The sequence below is a fragment of the Streptomyces sp. NPDC058880 genome (assembly GCF_042742535.1).
Classification (GTDB): domain Bacteria; phylum Actinomycetota; class Actinomycetes; order Streptomycetales; family Streptomycetaceae; genus Streptomyces.
Genome location: NZ_JBHYMC010000022.1, coordinates 18,929 through 36,261 on the forward strand (window position 1 = coordinate 18,929; position 17,333 = coordinate 36,261).

Sequence of the window (17,333 nt, forward strand, 5' to 3'; positions counted from 1 at the left end):
TCCGTCTCCTCCTCCGCCGTCTCCTCCTCCGCATCGAAGCGGACGGGCGGCCCCCGTCGGCGTCGGGTACGGCACGGAGCGGACCCGGGCCACCGTGCACCGCGCGGTCCCCGGTGCTCCTCCCGTGGAACCGGCGAGGTCACGGGCGCGTACTCTGGGTAGTACGACAGCCGCCGACGCGGCACCCGCTGACGAGATCTCCCTGCCCCGAGGACAGGGGTGAGCCGGAGCGGGTCGACAGACCTCAGGGCGAAGCGCGAGCCGCGGAGCCCCGCACAAGGAGAAGAACCCCTGGGCAAGCGACAGCCCGAAGGCCCGCCTCCCGCACCGGTGGTGCAGCGCATCCGACTGCGCTACACCAAGCGCGGCCGCCTCCGGTTCACCAGCCACCGAGACTTCCAGCGCGCCTTCGAGCGGGCCCTGCGCCGCGCCGAGGTGCCGATGGCGTACTCGGCAGGTTTCACCCCGCACCCGCGCGTCTCGTACGCGAACGCCGCCCCGACCGGGACCGGCAGCGAGGCCGAGTACCTGGAGATCGGCCTCGCCGCGCCGCGCGATCCCGAGAGGCTCCGCGAGCTGCTCGACGAGTCGATGCCGGCGGGCCTCGACATCATCGAAGCCGTCGAGGCCCGCACCTCGGGCCTGGCCGACCGGCTGACCGCCTCCGTGTGGGAGCTGCGCCTGGACGGCGTGGAGCCCGCCGAGGCCGAGCGGGCCGTGACGGCCTTCCTGGCCGCCGAGGCCGTCGAGGTGCAGCGCAAGACCAAAAACGGCGTGCGCACCTTCGACACCCGCGGGGCGGTCGTCAGCCTCGAAGCGTTTCCCGCGCCGGCTGATAGGCCGCTGGACAATGCCTGTGCGATACTGCGGCTGGTTGTTCGGCATCTGACACCTGCCGTGCGACCCGACGACGTCCTGTCCGGTCTCCGAGCTGTGGCCGACCTGGCGCCGCCGGTCCCCTCTGCGGTGACCAGGCTGGCGCAGGGGCTCTTCGACGAGGAGTCCGGCACGGTGACCGACCCGCTCGCGCCCGACCGCGAGGCAGACACGGCCGCCCCACCCACGGTCGCCGTGACCGCCGACGCGAAGGCGCCGGAAGGTCCCGCCGCGTAAGGACCGTCGTCGTCGCGCAGCCCTGGTACTCGGGAGCCACCTGGGTCGGGCCGCGTACAGACCTGAAGACTTCCGCCAGGCCGTACGGACAACACGTACGGAACCGGCGGCCATGGACTACAGCTCCCGTGTGGCGAACGCGCCCCGGAGGCCGGCTCCGCGCCATCGTGCGGAGCCGCGCCGGACCGGAAGTCAGCCGCGGCGCCCGGGAGCGTGACGGGAGAACCGCCCGCAATGCTCAGTAACGAAAACGACACCACCCCCGCCGGCGCCGACAGCGGCAGCCCCAGTGACAACCTGCCCCCGCGCAGGCGTCGCCGCGCCGCTTCCCGGCCGGCCGGTCCGCCCGGCGGCGCCCCCGCCGCCGAGGTGACGCCGGCGGCGGAGCCCGCCCCCGCCGAGGAGGCCGCTCCGGCCGCCGCCCCCGCCCGCCCCCGCCGCCGTGCGACCCGCGCGGTGGCCGCTCCGAAGACCCAGGCCGCGGAGGCCGTCGTCGTCGAATCCGCTGCCGAGTCCGCTGCTGTGGTGGAGGAGGCTGCTCCGGCTGCGGCTCCGCGTGCCCGCCGTCGTGCGACGCGTGCCGCGGCCGCGCCGGTCGCCGAGGCTGCGGAGGTTGCCGTGGTGGAGGCTCCGGCTGCTGCCGAGGCTGCTGCTGTGGTGGAGGAGGCTGCTCAGGCTCCGGCTCCGCGTGCCCGCCGCCGTGCCACCCGCGCCGTCGCCGCCCCGGCCGCCGAGGCCCCGGCCGCGGAGACCCCCGCCGAGCCCGCTCCCGCCGCCGAGGAGGCCCCCAGGGCCGCCCGCGCCGTGACCGTCGCCGACGCCGTGGACGCCCCCAAGCGCGGCCGCCGCCGTGCCACCCGCTCCACCACGACCGCGGCCGCCGCCCCGCAGCAGCCCGCCGCCGAGCCCGAGGCCGCCGAGGCGCCCGCCGCTCCGGCCCGTGCCCGCCGTGCGGCGCGTCCCGCCGTGGCCGTCTTCCAGGCACCGGTCTTCACCGAGCCGATGTTCCAGACCCCCGAGACCGCCGCGATGGCCGCCGCTGCCGCCGCGGCCGCGATCGAGGCCGAGGAGGCCGAGGAGGAGGAAGAGGTCGAGCCCGTCGCTCCCGCCGAGCCCGCGCAGCCGGCCGGCCGCCGCCGTCGCCGTGGCCGCGGCGCCGCCGAGACCGCGCCGGTCTCCCTTCCCGAGGTGCTCGCGGAGGAGGAGCCGGAGGCCGAGGCCCCCGGGCTCGAAGAGGAGTCGGCCGAGTCCGCCGAAGCAGCGGAGTTCGACGAGGACGACGAGTCGGGCGAGCGTCCCTCGCGCCGCCGTCGCCGCGGCGGCCGTCGTCGCCGTCGCGGTGAGGCAGCCGACCTCGACGAGTCCGCCGACGAAGAGGCCGAGGCGGAGTCTGCCGAGCAGGACGCCGAGGAGGAAGAGGAGGACACCGAGGAGGCCCTCGGCTCCACCTCCAGCCGCCGCCGTCGCCGTCGCCGCCGCCGCAGCGGTGAGCCCGCCGACGCCGCCGAGTCCGCCGGCGACGAGGACGGTGTGCGCACCGTCGTCAAGGTCCGCGAGCCGCGCCCGGCGCGCGAGAAGGCCGAGCCGTCCGACGAGGTCCAGTCCATCAAGGGCTCGACCCGCTTGGAGGCGAAGAAGCAGCGCCGCCGCGAGGGCCGCGAACAGGGCCGCCGCCGCGTCCCGATCATCACCGAGGCCGAGTTCCTGGCCCGCCGCGAGGCCGTCGAGCGCGTGATGGTCGTCCGCCAGAGCGGCGAGCGCACCCAGATCGGCGTCCTTGAGGACAACGTGCTCGTCGAGCACTACGTCAACAAGGAAGAGGCCACCTCGTACGTCGGCAACGTCTACCTGGGCAAGGTCCAGAACGTGCTGCCGTCGATGGAGGCCGCCTTCATCGACATCGGCAAGGGCCGCAACGCGGTCCTGTACGCCGGCGAGGTCAACTTCGAGGCGCTCGGCATGGCCAACGGGCCGCGCCGGATCGAGTCCGCCCTCAAGTCCGGCCAGTCGGTCCTCGTGCAGGTGACCAAGGACCCGATCGGCCACAAGGGCGCCCGTCTGACCAGCCAGGTCTCGCTGCCCGGCCGCTACCTGGTCTACGTGCCCGAGGGCTCGATGACCGGCATCAGCCGCAAGCTGCCCGACACCGAGCGCGCGCGTCTGAAGACCATCCTCAAGAAGATCGTCCCCGAGGACGCGGGCGTCATCGTCCGCACCGCCGCCGAGGGCGCGAGCGAGGACGAGCTGCGCCGCGACGTCGAGCGCCTGCAGGCCCAGTGGGCGGACATCCAGAAGAAGTCGAAGCAGATCACGACCTCTTCCCCGTCCCTCCTGTACGGCGAGCCGGACATGACGGTCCGCGTGGTGCGCGACATCTTCAACGAGGACTTCTCGAAGGTCATCGTCAGCGGCGACGGCGCCTGGGAGACCATCCACGGCTACGTCTCACACGTGGCCCCGGACCTGGCCGACCGGCTCCAGCGCTGGACCTCCGAGGTCGACGTCTTCGCGACGTACCGGATCGACGAGCAGCTCGCCAAGGCGCTCGACCGCAAGGTGTGGCTGCCCTCCGGCGGCTCCCTCGTGATCGACAAGACCGAGGCGATGATCGTCATCGACGTCAACACCGGCAAGTTCACCGGTCAGGGCGGCAACCTTGAGGAGACCGTCACCAGGAACAACCTGGAGGCGGCCGAGGAGATCGTGCGCCAGCTGCGGCTGCGCGACCTCGGCGGCATCGTCGTGATCGACTTCATCGACATGGTCCTGGAGTCCAACCGCGACCTGGTCCTGCGCCGCATGCTGGAGTGCCTGGGCCGCGACCGCACCAAGCACCAGGTCGCCGAGGTCACCTCGCTGGGTCTGGTCCAGATGACCCGCAAGCGGGTCGGCCAGGGCCTGCTGGAGTCCTTCTCCGAGACCTGTGTCCACTGCAACGGCCGCGGTGTCATCGTCCACATGGAGACGGCGGCCGCGATCGGTGGCGGTGGCAACGGCAAGCGCTCGAAGCGCCGTGGCGGCCGCGCCGAGTTCGACCAGCACGACCACGAGGTCGAGACCGTCGAGACGGCGGGGTCCGACGCCTTCGAGTCCGAGTCCGAGGCCGAGGTGGCTGCCGAGGCCGCCGCGCCCAAGGCGCTGCCCGAGCCGGAGTTCGTCGCGGGCGAGGAGCTCTACAGCTCGCCGGCCGAGGCCGAGGCCGCGGCCGGCGTGAGTGGACGCCGCAACCGGCGCCGTGCCACCCGCAAGGCCACCGCTCCCGCGGGTGCCCCGCGAGGTGAGGCCGCCGCGGTGCAGGCCCAGGCCCCCGTGGCCGAGGACGTCGCCGAGCCGGTGACCGAGCCGGTGACCGAACCGGCCGACACGGTCCTGGTGCCGGCCCCCGAGGTCGTCGCCGAGGCCGCTGCGGTCGAGGAGCCGGTCGAGGCCGCCCCGGCCGCTCCGGTCGAGGAGGCCGCGCCGAAGGGGCGTACCCGTCGCCGGGCGACCCGCAAGGCCACCGCGCCCGTGCCGGTCGCCGCGGAGCCCGCCGCGGAGGCGGAGGCCGAGCCGGCCCCGGAGCCCGTCGTGGCCGCCGAGCCCGAGCCCGCGCCCGTCGTCGAGCCCGAGCCGGCCGCCGCGGTTGAGGAGGCCCCGGTGGCGGAGGCCGCACCGGCCCGTCCGCGGCGTCGCGCCACCCGCAAGGCCACCGCGCCCGCCGGTTCCCCGGCCGGTGCGGCGGAGGCCGCCGTGGTGGTCGTCGAGGCCCCGGTCACCGAGCCGGCGACGCCGGCCGGGGAAGCCGGGTCCACCGAGGAGCCCGCACCGGCCAAGAAGGCCACCCGTAAGGCTCCGGCCAAGAAGGCGACCGCGGCGAAGAAGGCCCCGGCCAAGAAGGCGGCGACCGCCAAGAAGACCGCGGCCAAGAAGACGGCCACGACCAAGAAGACCGCGACGAAGCGGGCGACGAAGAAGACCGCGGCGGCGGAGCAGCAGGCTGCCCCGTCCGTCTCGGCTCCCGCCGAAGCCTGATCCGTCACGTGGCCGTGGGCCCTGCCGAACGGCGGGGCCCACGGCCGTGCGGGGCCCGGTTTGACCCTCCGGAACCGGCCCCGTAACCTAGACCGTCGGCGTGTCCTGTACGCGCCGCGCTCCTGAGCACCTTCCTCCCGCGTCCCGCGCGCAAGCGCGCGTACGGGAGAGGCCGCTCGTCCATTCCGGATCAGCGTGGGCCCCGGCCCGCCTGAGCGGCTGGCTTCAGGAGCATCCGTCCCGAGTGAGAGAGAGATCCGCGTGTACGCCATCGTGCGCAGCGGTGGTCGCCAGCACAAGGTTGCTGTCGGCGACATCGTTGAGGTTGACAAGATTTCCACTGCCAAGGTTGGCGACACGGTCGAGCTCTCGACCCTGCTCGTTGTCGACGGCGACGCCGTGACCAGCGACCCGTGGGTCCTGGCCGGTATCAAGGTCACGGCCGAGGTCGTGGACCACCACAAGGGCGCCAAGATCGACATCCTGCGCTACAAGAACAAGACCGGCTACCGCCGTCGCCAGGGTCACCGCCAGCAGTACACGGCGATCAAGGTCACCGGTATCCCCGCGGCTGCGAAGTAAGAGGGACTGAGACATGGCACACAAGAAGGGCGCATCGTCCACCCGGAACGGGCGCGACTCCAATGCCCAGCGGCTCGGCGTGAAGCGCTTCGGCGGTCAGGTCGTCTCCGCCGGCGAGATCCTCGTCCGCCAGCGCGGCACCCACTTCCACCCGGGCTCGGGTGTCGGTCGTGGTGGCGACGACACGCTGTTCGCGCTGCAGGCCGGTGCCGTGCAGTTCGGCACGCACCGTGGCCGCAAGGTCGTCAACATCGTTCCGGCCGCCTGATCCGGCTCCGGCCGATCGAGCGTTCGTAACTTCCCGAGGGCGGATCTCAGCTCTTCCCGGCGCAGGCCGGGAAGAGAGGTCCGCCCTCGGCGCGTTGTCGCATAGACACGTTTAATGGGCAGCAAGGCCTGCCACCGGACTTTCCGGACGATTCCGCTGTATCTGGAGGAACAACCATGACCACCTTCGTGGACCGCGTCGAGTTGCACGTCGCCGCGGGTAACGGAGGCCACGGCTGCGCCTCCGTGCACCGGGAGAAGTTCAAGCCGCTCGGCGGCCCCGACGGCGGCAACGGTGGCCGTGGCGGCGACGTCATCCTGGTGGTGGAGCAGGCGATCACCACCCTGCTGGACTACCACCACAGCCCCCACCGCAAGGCCACCAACGGCAAGCCCGGAGAGGGCGGCAACCGATCCGGCAAGGACGGCCAGGACCTGATCCTGCCCGTCCCGGACGGCACCGTGGTTCTCGACAAGCAGGGCAACGTCCTCGCTGACCTCGTCGGCCAGGGCACCACCTACGTGGCCGCCGAGGGCGGCCGCGGCGGCCTCGGCAACGCCGCGCTCGCCTCCGCCCGCCGCAAGGCCCCCGGCTTCGCGCTCCTCGGCGTCCCCGGCACCACCGGCGACATCGTCCTGGAGCTCAAGACCGTCGCCGACGTGGCGCTGGTCGGATTCCCGAGCGCCGGCAAGTCCTCGCTGATCTCGGTGCTCTCCTCCGCCAAGCCGAAGATCGCGGACTACCCCTTCACCACCCTCGTCCCGAACCTGGGCGTCGTCACCGCCGGCTCGACCGTCTACACGATCGCCGACGTCCCGGGCCTCATCCCCGGCGCCAGCCAGGGCCGGGGCCTCGGCCTCGAATTCCTGCGCCACGTCGAGCGCTGCTCGGTGCTCGTGCACGTCCTGGACACCGCCACCCTGGAGACCGACCGCGATCCGATCGCCGACCTCGACGTCATCGAGGAGGAGCTCAAGCTCTACGGCGGCGGCCTGGAGAAGCGCCCCCGTCTGGTGGTCCTCAACAAGGTCGACATCCCCGACGGCCAGGAACTGGCCGACATGGTGCGCCCCGATCTGGAGGCACGCGGCTACAAGGTCTTCGAGGTCTCCGCGGTGGCCCGCACCGGTCTGAAGGAGCTCTCCTACTTCCTTGCCGAGGTCATCGCCAAGGCCCGCGCCCGCAAGCCGAAGGAGGAGGCGACCCGTATCGTCATCCGCCCGAAGGCCGTGGACGATGCCGGCTTCACCGTCACCTACGACGAGGTCGAGGACGTGTACGTGGTGCGCGGCGAGAAGCCGGAGCGCTGGGTCCGCCAGACCGACTTCAACAACGACGAGGCCGTCGGCTACCTGGCCGACCGGCTCAACCGCCTCGGGGTCGAGGACGCGCTCAAGAAGGCGGGAGCCCGTGCCGGCGACGGTGTGGCCATCGGCTCCGACGAGAACGCCGTCGTCTTCGACTGGGAGCCGACCATGATGGCCGGTGCCGAGATGCTGGGCCGCCGCGGTGAGGACCACCGCATGGAGGCACCCCGCCCGGCCACCCAGCGCCGCAAGGAGCGCGAGGCCCGCCGCGGGGACTCCGCGCAGCAGGAGTACGACGAATTCCGGCCGTTCTGATCCGCTCCCGGGGCCGTGTGCCCCGGAGGGTTTGAGGGCGTCTTTACACGGGTCGCCTAGGATCCTGCGGGTGAACAGCAGCAACCCCCCGACGGTCTCCGTCGTGGTCATCGCGTACAACGACGCCGGGCTCGTGGGCGACGCCGTCTCCTCGGCGCTCGCCCAGGGCCCGGTGGTCACCGAGGTCATCGCGGTGAACGACGCCTCCTCCGACGGCACCGCGCGGGTGCTGGACGAGCTGGCCTCGGTCCACCCCCGCCTCAAGGTCGTGCACCGGACGGAGAACAGCGGGGGGTGCGGTACTCCGCGCAACGACGGGATCGCCGCCGCGTCCGGCCGGTACGTGCTCTTCCTCGACAGCGACGACATCCTGCCGCCGGGCGCGGCGGACGCCCTCGTGGGCACCGCCGAGCGGCACCGCGCCCCGGTCACCGTCGGCGCGGCCGTGCGGCGCGAGCTGCCCCAGCACCACGACGTGCCGTGGATGCCGGGTCTCTACACCCCCGGTGACGTCATCGAGCGCCCGGCGGACCGGCCCGAGCTCGTCCGCGACACCCTGTGCGTCAACAAGCTCTACGAGCGGGCCTTCCTCCAGGAGCACGGCCTGCGCTTCCCGGACGGCCGGTTCGTCTACGAGGACTTCGTCTTCACCTCCCGCGTGCTCGCCGCGGCCCCCCGCATCGCCGTCACCGGCGACCTCGTCTACGTCTGGCACGTGCGCCGCGGCGCCGCCCAGGTGTCCATCTCCCTGGACCGCAAGGACGTCGGGAACTGGCGCTCCCGCATCGAGGCCCACCGCACGGCCGCCCGGATCCTCACCGCCGCCTCCCCGGTGCTGGGCAGCGCCTGCCAGGTGAAGTTCCTCGAATACGACCTGCGCATGTACCTGCGCGAGCTCGGCCGCGACCCCGGCTACCAGGCGGCCTGGTGGACCCTGACCCGTGACTACGTCGAGACCTTCGCCGCGGCCGACGTCGAGGCCGCCGCGGCGAAGGCCCGCTGGATCGTCCGGGTGCTGCGGGCCACCGCGACCCCGCCCGCCGACGTCGAGCGGCTCACCCGGCTGGCCGCCGAACCGCCGCTGCTGCTGCCCCCGTACGCGGTCGGCGACTCGGGCGAGCCGGTGTGGAGCGACGAGTTCCCGGTCGAGCTGGACGGCCTGTCGACGCTGCCGGTCGAGGAGCTGCCCGTCACCGTCGACGCCGAGCCGGCCGGCCGCGGCGCCGTCCGGATCCGCGTGCACGACCTCTACGGGCGCCTCGCCGGGGCCGGCCCGCAGACCGCCCGCCTGAGCTTCGTGCCCCGCGCCGGCGGCGAGCCCGTCCTCGCACCCCCCGTCGAGCTGCTGCCCGACCGGGGCGGTGGCTGGATGGCCGTGCTGCCGTTCCCCCTCGCCGAACTGGCCGTCACCGGCCGCCGCCAGGGGCTGCGCAGGATGCAGGCGTGGAGCGTCGGGGTGGGCGTGCGGTGTGCCGACGGGAGCTCGGTGTTCACCTCCCTGCGCCCCCGGGGCCGGCTGCTCCGCCGTCGGGCGCTGCCCAGCAGCCGGTACGGTGTTCTGCTGGCGCAGCCCTACCGGACGGGGACCGGTGCCCTCGCGCTGCGCCTCGCGCCGGGTCCCGGGGGAGCCCTCTACCTCGTACGCAACCGGTTCCACCGGGCCCGCGCAGCCCGGGGGTCGGGCTGAACCCGATACGCCCCGCAGCGCTTTCCGCACCGAAGTCGGACAGGACCAAGGAGATACACATGACGTTTCTGATCACCGGTGGCGCCGGATACATCGGCGCGCACGTCGTCCGCGCGATGCTGCTCGCGGGGGAGAAGGTCGTCGTCCTCGACGACCTGTCCACGGGCAACGAGGACCGCGTTCCGGAGGGCGTCCCGCTGGTGGTCGGCTCCGTCCTGGACCGGCTGGTGCTGGAGAAGACCCTCCGCGAACACAAGATCACGGGCGTGGTGCACCTGGCCGGCAAGAAGCAGGTCGGAGAGTCCGTCGAGAAGCCTCTGTACTACTACCACGAGAACGTCCAGGGCCTGACGGTCCTGCTCCAGGCGGTGGCCGACGCGGGGGTGCGTAACTTCCTCTTCTCCTCCTCCGCATCCGTGTACGGCATGCCCGACGTGGACCTGGTCACCGAGGAGACCCCGTGCGCGCCGCTGAGCCCGTACGGCGAGACCAAGCTGGCCGGAGAGTGGCTGGTGCGGGCGGCGGGCAAGGCGCACGGCATCTCCACCGCCTGCCTGCGCTACTTCAACGTGGCGGGCGCGGCGACCCCGGAGCTCGCGGACACCGGCGTCTTCAACCTGGTGCCGATGGTCTTCGAGCGGTACGACGCCGGCCAGGGCGCCAAGATCTTCGGTGACGACTACCCGACGCCGGACGGCACCTGCATCCGCGACTACATCCATGTCGAGGACCTTGCGGAAGCCCACGTGGCGGCCGCCCGCAAGCTGGCCGAGTGGGCCGCGGCCGAGGACTACAAGGACCTCACCGTCAACATCGGGCGCGGCGAGGGCGTCTCGGTCGCCGAGATGGTCGAGCTCCTGAACAAGGGCACCGGACACGACTACGCCCCGGTGATCAGCCCGCGCCGTCCCGGCGACCCGGCGAAGGTCGTGGCCTCCGCCGACCGCATCAACACTGTGCTGGGCTGGCAGGCCCGCCACGACGTCAGCGAGATGGTCACCTCCGCCTGGGCGGGCTGGGAGGCCAACAAGGTGGCCCGCGGCGAGGCGCACCGCGACGTCCACAAGGCCTGACACTCCCGCCCCGCCCCGCCCGGCCCGGCTGTTCGGCGAGGCGCCGGCGCTACGGCGAGGCCGCCCGCCCCGGATCTCCCCGGGGCGGGCGGCCTCGCCGTGCCGTGTGTACGGCCGCGCCGCCGGTCAGCGCTCCAGGAAGGAGAACAGGTCCTCCCACCGGTCGGTGATCTCGGCGCTGGAGTAGCGCTTCACCGAACGGAAGGCGTTGTCCCCGAGCCGGTCGCGCAGCTCACGGTCGGACATCAGCGCGTCCAGGTGCCCGGCGAGCTCCATGGTGTTGCCGAGCCGGGCCAGCAGCCCGTCCTCACCATGCTCGACGATCTCCCGTACGCCCGGCGCGCAGTCGAAGGCGGCCGGAGCCACGCCCGCCGCCATCGCCTCCAGCAGCGTGATCGGGAAGCCCTCGGCGCGCGAGGCCTGCGCGAAGACCGAGGCCTCGCGCAGCGCGCCCAGCACGTCGTCGGTGCTGCCCATCCACCGGACGGAGTCGTCGAGCCCGAGTGCGGTGCAGTGCGCCCGCAGCGCGGCCTCCTCCACACCCGCGCCATAGATCCTCAAGACCCAGTCGGGGTGCTGCGGGGCCGCGTCCGCCCATGCGTCGAGCAGCAGGTCGACGCCCTTCTCGAAGGCGAGGCGGCCGACGCTGGCCACGACCTTCCCGGTGCGCGGAGCCGGGGTGTCGGGCATGAAGGGGATCGGGTTCGGCATGCTGGCGACGTTCTCCATGCCCGCCCGGATCCACAGGTCCGCGTCCTCGGGGGTCAACACCAGCAGCCGGTCCACGTCCCGGTAGAACCGGCGGACCCGCTCGCCGCGGGTGGACTTCTGGCTGGCCTCGAACGACTCGTGGCTCATGCCGATGACGGACAGCCCCTTGGTGTCGGCGAGCGCCACCCACTCCATCGCCCAGACCTGGGTGACGATGACGACCCCGCCCGGACGGGCCGTGCGCAGCAGTTCGCCGAGCCGGTCCGCCTTGGCCTGCATCTGCGCCCGCCGGGCCGCCTGGCGGCGCCGCTCGGGCGCATTCAGCCGGCCCTTGATGCCGCGCAGGCGGCGGGCCGACGGCGGGTGGGTCTCGTACAGCGTGGTCGTGCCGTACGGCAGGTCCTGCGGCAGCTTCTGCCGGATCTCCTCGGCGACGGGCGCGATGCCGACGATGTGCACGCAGTGCCCGCGGTCGCTGAAGTGCCGGGCCATCTGGTGCGACCAGGTGGTCACGCCGCCGATCTCGTCGACGCTGTTGGAGACGATGAAGATGTCCCGGCTCACTTGCCGCTCCCGGTGAAGAACTTCTCGACGATCTGGCGGGCGGCGTCCCCGCGGTCGTACTCGCCGAACTCGGTGAGGAAACGCTGCCGCGCCTCCGCGTACTTGGCGTCCGCCTCCTCGAAGGCAGCCAGCGCCTGCAGGAGTTCGTCCGCGGTGGCCACCACCGGGCCCGGGGCCTTCTCCTTCAGGTCGAAGTACGTGCCGCGGATGTCGGTGGCGTACTCCTCGTAGTCGTAGGCGAAGAACACCATCGGCCGGTCCAGGACCGCGTAGTCGAACATCACGGACGAGTAGTCGGTGATCAGTCCGTCGGCGAGGGCCAGCAGCGGGGTGATGTCGTGGTGCCGCGACACGTCGACGACCCGGCCGGCGACCGACGGCGGCAGCGAGACGCTGTTGAGGTAGTGGGTCCGCACCAGCAGCGTGAAGCGGTCGCCGAGCCGGTCCGCGAACTCCTCCACGTCGAAGGGGAAGGTGAAGCCCTCCACCGTGCCGTCCGCGCCCGCCCGGAAGGTCGGCGCGTACAGCAGCACCTTCTTGTCCGGGTCGATGCCGAGTTCGGCGGCGAGGGAGCCGCGGACCCGCTCGCCGCTGTCGGCCTCGGTCCGGTGCGCCTCGACGAGGGCGTCGTTGCGCGGGTAGCCGGTGCGCAGCAGCACCTCGTCGCGCAGTCGGAAGCCCTTGGCGAGGGTGCGGGCGTCGTGCTCGGAGCGGATCAGGAAGTGGTCGAAGCGGTTCACGGCCGCCTGGAAGCGGTCCTGGCCGGCCCGGCCCTGCGCCTTGGTGCGGGGCTCGTGGAAGCCCATCCGCTTGAGCGCGGAGCCGTGCCAGGTCTGGATGTACGTGGTGCCCGGGCGCTTGGTGAGGGCCAGCGGGAAGCCCTGGTTGTCGATCCAGTACTCGGCCTGGGCCAGGGCGCGCAGGTACTGCCAGCTCCAGCGCTTGACCAGGGTGGCCTCCTTCGGGAAGCCGGTGGGCTTGGCACCCGCGTAGGACCAGATCGCCTCGAAGGCCACGCCCTGGCGGACCATCTCCTCGTAGACCGCCTTCGGGCTGTCGCTGTACTGCTTGCCCATGTGGCTCTCGAAGACGACCGTGCCCTTCTTGACGGGCAGTTTCGAGAAGACCTCGTGGTAGATCTTCACCTTCTGCTCGCCGGAGCCCAGGTTCCGGCGAGCCCGCAGCGCCTTGCGCAGACCCCGCTTGACCACGCCCGCCGCCCTGCCCTGTATGGCGTTGTTGATCAGCGACTGGGTGCGGACGGCTGCCGCGCCCTCCGCGGTCAGGACGTAGGAGAGATTGCCCTTCTTGGTCATCTGCGCGGCGAAGCGGTCGGAGACCAGGCGGGTCAGCCGGGGCCGGACGCGCAGCCGGGCCGCCGAGTCCAGATCGAGGCCGCCGACCGCGACGCGGGTGGTGATCCGCTCACCCCCGGCGGTCAGCTTGAGGCGGACGTCCCAGACGGCGTCGACGATGCCCAGGGGGCGCACGGTGCCGCCGATGTCCGCCGTGGTGCGCCACTCGATCGTGTCACCGGTGTGGCGCACGGACGCCACCGGGAAGCTGAAGGAGCGCACGCCGATCTGCCGGCGGGCCCGGAGCTCCAGGGTGGCCTTCAGCTCCGCGTCCTCGGCGATGCGGCCCAGCGGGTTCACGACCGTGCCGGACAGTGTCACCGTGCCGCGCCCGTCGTCCTCGTAGGAGGTGAGGCGGTTGCCCAGGGTGAGGGAGGAGAGCGGGGTGGTGTGGAAAGCTTCCTCGGTGACGTCCAGTATCCGGCGGGCCTCGGCGGCGTCGGGGCCGTCGATGTGCTGCGCGCACCAGTAGACGCGGCCGTCGCGCTCGGCGAGCGGGGAGGTCAGCCGCCCCTTGTTGACCATGGCGTCGGCGGCCGGGAGCAGGTTCTCCCAGTCCTCCTGGCCCAGCAGGTACGCGCAGATCGCCTGGAGGCGGGTGACGTGCTCGTAGGCCTCCGGATCGATGCCGGCGAGGTAGCCGTTGGCGAGGCCCGCGAACTCCCGGCGGTACTCGTCGCTCAGCAGCGGCAGGTCACGCAGGTGCAGGACCAGGTCGTGCTTGAGGAACTTGGCGTCCTTCGCGGACTTGATGTCCGTGTGGCCCTTGGCCGCCAGCAGCTCGTCGACACGCCGGTGGATCTCCATCCGGTGGACGAAGTTCGCGATCTCGTGGCGCCGGTTGCTGATCGACTTGGCCGCGGCCTTCTCGACCACGTTCCAGAAGTAGACGTGGTTGGGGATCAGCGTGATGCGCCGGGCCGCCACGTACGCCTGCGCCGAGAACAGCAGGTCCTCGTAGTGGATGCCGACCGGGAACTCCAAACCCTGCTCCAGCAGGAACGCGCGCCGGTAGCACTTGTTCGTGGAGAGGGTGTCGTAGACCAGCAGGTCCGGGAATTCGGTGATCGACTCCAGGGTGCGGGTGCGCGCGTAGATCCAGGGGTACCACTCGGTGGTCTTGCCCCACCGGTTGTCGAGGTGCACCCGTACGCACATGCCCGAGACCAGGTCGGAGCCGGTCCGCTCGGCTGCGGCCAGCATGTTCCGGCAGGCGTTGCGCTCCAGCACGTCGTCGCTGTCGAGGAACATCACGTACGTTCCGGTGGCCTGCTGGACACCGTGGTTGCGCGGGGCCCCGCAGCCGCCGCTGTTCTGCGGCAGCTGGAAGGCGCGCACCCTGCCCGGATGTGCGGACTCCAGTTCCTGGGCGACCGCGAAGGAGCGGTCCTGGCTGCAGTCATCCACGATCACGACCTCGACACCCTGGAGTGTCTGGTCGAGAACCGACTGGACTGCTGTCGACAGACGCTCTGCGTCGTTGTAGACGATGACGACCACGGAGACGTCGGGCACGTGCACCTCGATCCCTTCGTTGCGTTCCGCTCATTCCGCTTATCCCGTCAAAGCTACCGTGTGCCGCCGTCGGCTCCGGCAGGGCGACTCTCGGTAGTCGCTCGCCGTGCATACTTCTAAGGAAGGTGGGAGGCGGCCCCGACCGTCGACAATCACCCGTTCGGATCCAGCAGGAAGTGTTCATGACGAAGCTGTCCGTAGTTGTTCCCTGCTACAACGAAGAAGCCGTCATCGACAGCTTCGACACGGAGATCCGCAAGGTGCTGGACACCCTCCCCGTCGAGTACGAGGTCTGCTACGTCGACGACGGAAGCCGCGACGGGACCCTCGACAAGCTCCGGAAGATCGCCGCGGGACACGGGGAACGGACCCGCTACGTCTCCTTCAGCCGCAACTTCGGCAAGGAGGCCGGCATGCTCGCGGGCCTGCGCGAGGCCACCGGCGACGCCGTCGTGATCATGGACGCCGACCTTCAGCACCCGCCGGAGCTCATCGCCACCATGCTGGAGCACTACCGGCAGGGCCACGACCAGATCATCGCCCGCCGCACCCGCGAGGGCGACAAGAAGGTGCGCTCCGCGCTGAGCCGCCTCTACTACCGGGGCGTCAACCGCTGGGTCGACGTCGAGCTGACCGACGGCGTCGGCGACTTCCGCATGCTGTCGCGCCCCGCCGTGGACGCCCTGCTGTCCCTGCCGGAGTACAACCGCTTCTCCAAGGGCCTGTTCTCCTGGATCGGCTTCGACACCGTCCACTTCGACTACCGCAACGCGCAGCGCGAGGCCGGCGAGACCAAGTGGAAGTTCGGCTCCCTGTTGAACTACGGCATGGACGGCCTGATCTCCTTCAACAACCGGCCGCTGCGGATCGGCATCTGGTTCGGCGTGTCACTGGTCGCCCTGACCGGCCTCTACGCGCTGTGGATCACCATCATGGCGATCACCAACGGTGTGGACTCCCCGGGCTACGTCACCCTGGTGGCCATCATCACGGGCCTGGGCGGTGTGCAGCTGATCATGCTGGGCCTCGTCGGCGAGTACATCGGCCGCATCTACTACGAGACCAAACGGCGGCCGCACTTCCTGGTGAAGGAGTCGCACGGCCGCGAGTCCCTCCCGCGGACCGCCGATACCGCGGCGGCGGAGCCGGCGGTCCGGGAGCGCAGCAGCCGATGACCCGCGCAGAACAGCTCGGCCAGGTATTCCGCTTCGCCCTCGTGGGCGGAGTCAACACCGGCACCTTCTTCGGCATCTACCTCCTGCTGCACCCGTGGATGCCGTACTTCGCCGCCTACTCGCTCGCCTTCGTGCTGGCGATGGTCGGCTCGTTCTTCATGAACACTTACTTCACCTACCGGACCCGGCCGACCTGGAAGAAGTTCCTCCTCTTCCCGCTGACGAACGTGACCAACTACGTCATCCAGTCCGCCGGCCTGTACGCCCTGGTGGCCTGGGCCGGGTTGGACACCCGGATCGCCCCGCTGGTCGCGGCGGTCGTGGCCATCCCGTTCACCTTCCTGCTCTCGCGCAAGATCCTCGTCCCGGGTGCGGCCCGCGCCGCCGCCGAGCAGGAAGAGGGCCAGGGGCGGGCCAGGACCTCGTCCACGGTCTGAAACCCCGGAGCGGCTGCCGCCCGCCACCCCGTAGATTGAGGTGGCAGGCATTGACGGCAAGGGGCAAGGGGAAGAACGTGTCAGCGGCTAGGCAAGGTGTCGTGGACGCCCGCAGGATCGTGGTCAAGGTCGGCTCCTCCTCCCTGACCACGGCGGCCGGCGGACTCGACGCCGACCGGGTGGACGCGCTCGTCGACGTCCTGGCCAAGGCCCGCAGCGGCGGTGAGAAGGAGATCGTCCTGGTCTCCAGCGGAGCCATCGCCGCCGGGCTCTCCCCGCTGGGCCTGCGCCGCAGGCCGAAGGACCTGGCCCGCCAGCAGGCCGCCGCCAGCGTCGGCCAGGGCCTCCTCGTCGCGCGCTACACCGCCTCCTTCGCGCGGTACGGTCTACGCGTCGGCCAGGTGCTGCTCACCACCGACGACACCAGCCGCCGCGCCCACTACCGCAACGCGTACCGGACCCTCGACCAGCTGCTGGCCATGGGAGCCCTCCCAGTCGTCAACGAGAACGACACCGTCGCCACGGACGAGATCCGCTTCGGCGACAACGACCGGCTCGCCGCCCTCGTCGCCCACCTCGTCCGCGCGGACCTCCTCGTCCTGCTCTCCGACGTCGACGGCCTCTACGACGGCGACCCGTCCCAGCCGGGCACCACCCGCATCGACGAGGTCCACGGGCCCGCGGACATCGCGCACGTCTCCATCGGCAGCGCGGGCAAGGCGGGGGTGGGCACCGGCGGCATGGTCACCAAGGTCGAGGCGGCCCGGATCGCGGCAGCCGCCGGGATCCCGGTGGTGCTCACCTCCGCCAGCCAGGCCGCGGACGCCCTGGCGGGACGCGGGACCGGAACGTTCTTCCACGCCACCGGGCGCCGCTCCGCAGACCGGCTGCTCTGGCTCCAGCACGCCTCGACCCCGCAGGGCCACCTGGTCCTCGACGACGGGGCGGTCAGGGCCGTGACCCAGCGCGGCAGCTCGCTGCTGCCCGCGGGCATCGCGGCCGTCGAGGGCGACTTCGCGGCCGGAGACCCGGTGGAGCTGCGCTCCGCCGACGGCCGCGCCGTGGCCCGGGGGCTCGTCAACTTCGACGCCAAGGAACTCCCGCAGCTCCTCGGCCGCTCCACTCGCGAGCTCGCGCGGGAACTCGGACCCGCGTACGAGCGGGAGGTCGTCCACCGTGACGATCTGGTCCTGCTCCAGGGCTGAGGTTCGGCAAAACCG

The 17,333-nt window shown here is 71.9% G+C and carries 12 protein-coding genes; 10 read left to right on the plus strand and 2 right to left on the minus strand.

Going from position 1 to position 17,333, the window contains the following annotated elements:
* The first annotated feature begins 333 nt into the window (after positions 1 to 333).
* From ACFW2G_RS15455 to galE, 7 genes are all read left to right on the plus strand, one after another.
* The gene (locus tag ACFW2G_RS15455; RefSeq protein WP_037924370.1) at positions 334 to 1,113 is read left to right on the plus strand and encodes a TIGR03936 family radical SAM-associated protein; all 780 of its coding nucleotides are present in this window, start codon (positions 334 to 336) and stop codon (positions 1,111 to 1,113) included.
* 234 nt (positions 1,114 to 1,347) lie between these two features.
* Complete coding sequence (locus ACFW2G_RS15460; RefSeq protein WP_384585094.1) at positions 1,348 to 5,124, plus strand: ribonuclease E/G; 3,777 nt, start codon at positions 1,348 to 1,350, stop codon at positions 5,122 to 5,124.
* 261 nt (positions 5,125 to 5,385) lie between these two features.
* Complete coding sequence (rplU, locus tag ACFW2G_RS15465) at positions 5,386 to 5,706, plus strand: 50S ribosomal protein L21 (RefSeq protein WP_015033583.1); 321 nt, start codon at positions 5,386 to 5,388, stop codon at positions 5,704 to 5,706.
* A 13-nt stretch (positions 5,707 to 5,719) separates the two neighbouring features.
* Positions 5,720 to 5,974: a 50S ribosomal protein L27 gene (gene rpmA / locus ACFW2G_RS15470; RefSeq protein ID WP_030027134.1), complete on the plus strand. Its 255-nt coding sequence runs from the start codon at positions 5,720 to 5,722 to the stop codon at positions 5,972 to 5,974.
* A 176-nt stretch (positions 5,975 to 6,150) separates the two neighbouring features.
* Positions 6,151 to 7,596 (plus strand): GTPase ObgE, encoded by a 1,446-nt coding sequence (gene obgE, locus ACFW2G_RS15475; protein ID WP_037923754.1) that lies wholly within the window; start codon positions 6,151 to 6,153, stop codon positions 7,594 to 7,596.
* 70 nt (positions 7,597 to 7,666) lie between these two features.
* On the plus strand, positions 7,667 to 9,283 hold the full coding sequence (locus ACFW2G_RS15480) for a glycosyltransferase family 2 protein (protein WP_384585091.1): 1,617 nt from the start codon (positions 7,667 to 7,669) through the stop codon (positions 9,281 to 9,283).
* A 59-nt stretch (positions 9,284 to 9,342) separates the two neighbouring features.
* Positions 9,343 to 10,356, plus strand: a complete 1,014-nt coding sequence (gene galE / locus ACFW2G_RS15485) for a UDP-glucose 4-epimerase GalE (protein ID WP_037923760.1) — start codon at positions 9,343 to 9,345, stop codon at positions 10,354 to 10,356.
* A 126-nt stretch (positions 10,357 to 10,482) separates the two neighbouring features.
* Here galE and ACFW2G_RS15490 read toward each other — a convergent pair whose 3' ends face one another.
* Both ACFW2G_RS15490 and ACFW2G_RS15495 read right to left on the minus strand, forming a co-directional pair.
* Complete coding sequence (locus ACFW2G_RS15490; protein WP_037923763.1) at positions 10,483 to 11,631, minus strand: glycosyltransferase; 1,149 nt, start codon at positions 11,629 to 11,631, stop codon at positions 10,483 to 10,485.
* A complete protein-coding gene (locus ACFW2G_RS15495) occupies positions 11,628 to 14,507 on the minus strand; it encodes a CDP-glycerol glycerophosphotransferase family protein (RefSeq protein ID WP_384584003.1) in 2,880 nt (959 codons plus the stop codon). The genes ACFW2G_RS15490 and ACFW2G_RS15495 overlap by 4 nt, the downstream gene beginning before the upstream one ends.
* A 176-nt stretch (positions 14,508 to 14,683) precedes the next feature.
* On the opposite strand from ACFW2G_RS15495, the gene ACFW2G_RS15500 reads away from it, so the two are divergent.
* The 3 genes from ACFW2G_RS15500 to proB all read left to right on the plus strand — a co-directional run bounded on the left by ACFW2G_RS15500 (position 14,684) and on the right by proB (position 17,318).
* Entirely contained in the window at positions 14,684 to 15,676 is a 993-nt protein-coding gene (locus ACFW2G_RS15500) for a glycosyltransferase family 2 protein (RefSeq protein ID WP_384584006.1), read from the plus strand.
* The gene (locus tag ACFW2G_RS15505; protein WP_037923771.1) at positions 15,673 to 16,113 is read left to right on the plus strand and encodes a GtrA family protein; all 441 of its coding nucleotides are present in this window, start codon (positions 15,673 to 15,675) and stop codon (positions 16,111 to 16,113) included. Before ACFW2G_RS15500 ends, ACFW2G_RS15505 begins: the two co-directional genes overlap by 4 nt.
* A gap of 77 nt (positions 16,114 to 16,190) precedes the next feature.
* Positions 16,191 to 17,318 carry a glutamate 5-kinase gene (proB, locus tag ACFW2G_RS15510; protein WP_037923773.1) on the plus strand — a complete coding sequence of 376 codons (1,128 nt, stop codon included), beginning with the start codon at positions 16,191 to 16,193 and terminating at the stop codon, positions 17,316 to 17,318.
* Positions 17,319 to 17,333 lie beyond the last annotated feature (15 nt).

Coding starts and splice junctions, on each gene's coding strand:
- ACFW2G_RS15460 (WP_384585094.1), top strand. CDS start 1,348: ATGCTCAGTAACGAAAACGACACCACCCCCGCCGGCGCCGACAGCGGC.
- rpmA (WP_030027134.1), top strand. CDS start 5,720: ATGGCACACAAGAAGGGCGCATCGTCCACCCGGAACGGGCGCGACTCC.
- obgE (WP_037923754.1), top strand. CDS start 6,151: ATGACCACCTTCGTGGACCGCGTCGAGTTGCACGTCGCCGCGGGTAAC.
- galE (WP_037923760.1), top strand. CDS start 9,343: ATGACGTTTCTGATCACCGGTGGCGCCGGATACATCGGCGCGCACGTC.
- ACFW2G_RS15500 (WP_384584006.1), top strand. CDS start 14,684: ATGACGAAGCTGTCCGTAGTTGTTCCCTGCTACAACGAAGAAGCCGTC.
- ACFW2G_RS15505 (WP_037923771.1), top strand. CDS start 15,673: ATGACCCGCGCAGAACAGCTCGGCCAGGTATTCCGCTTCGCCCTCGTG.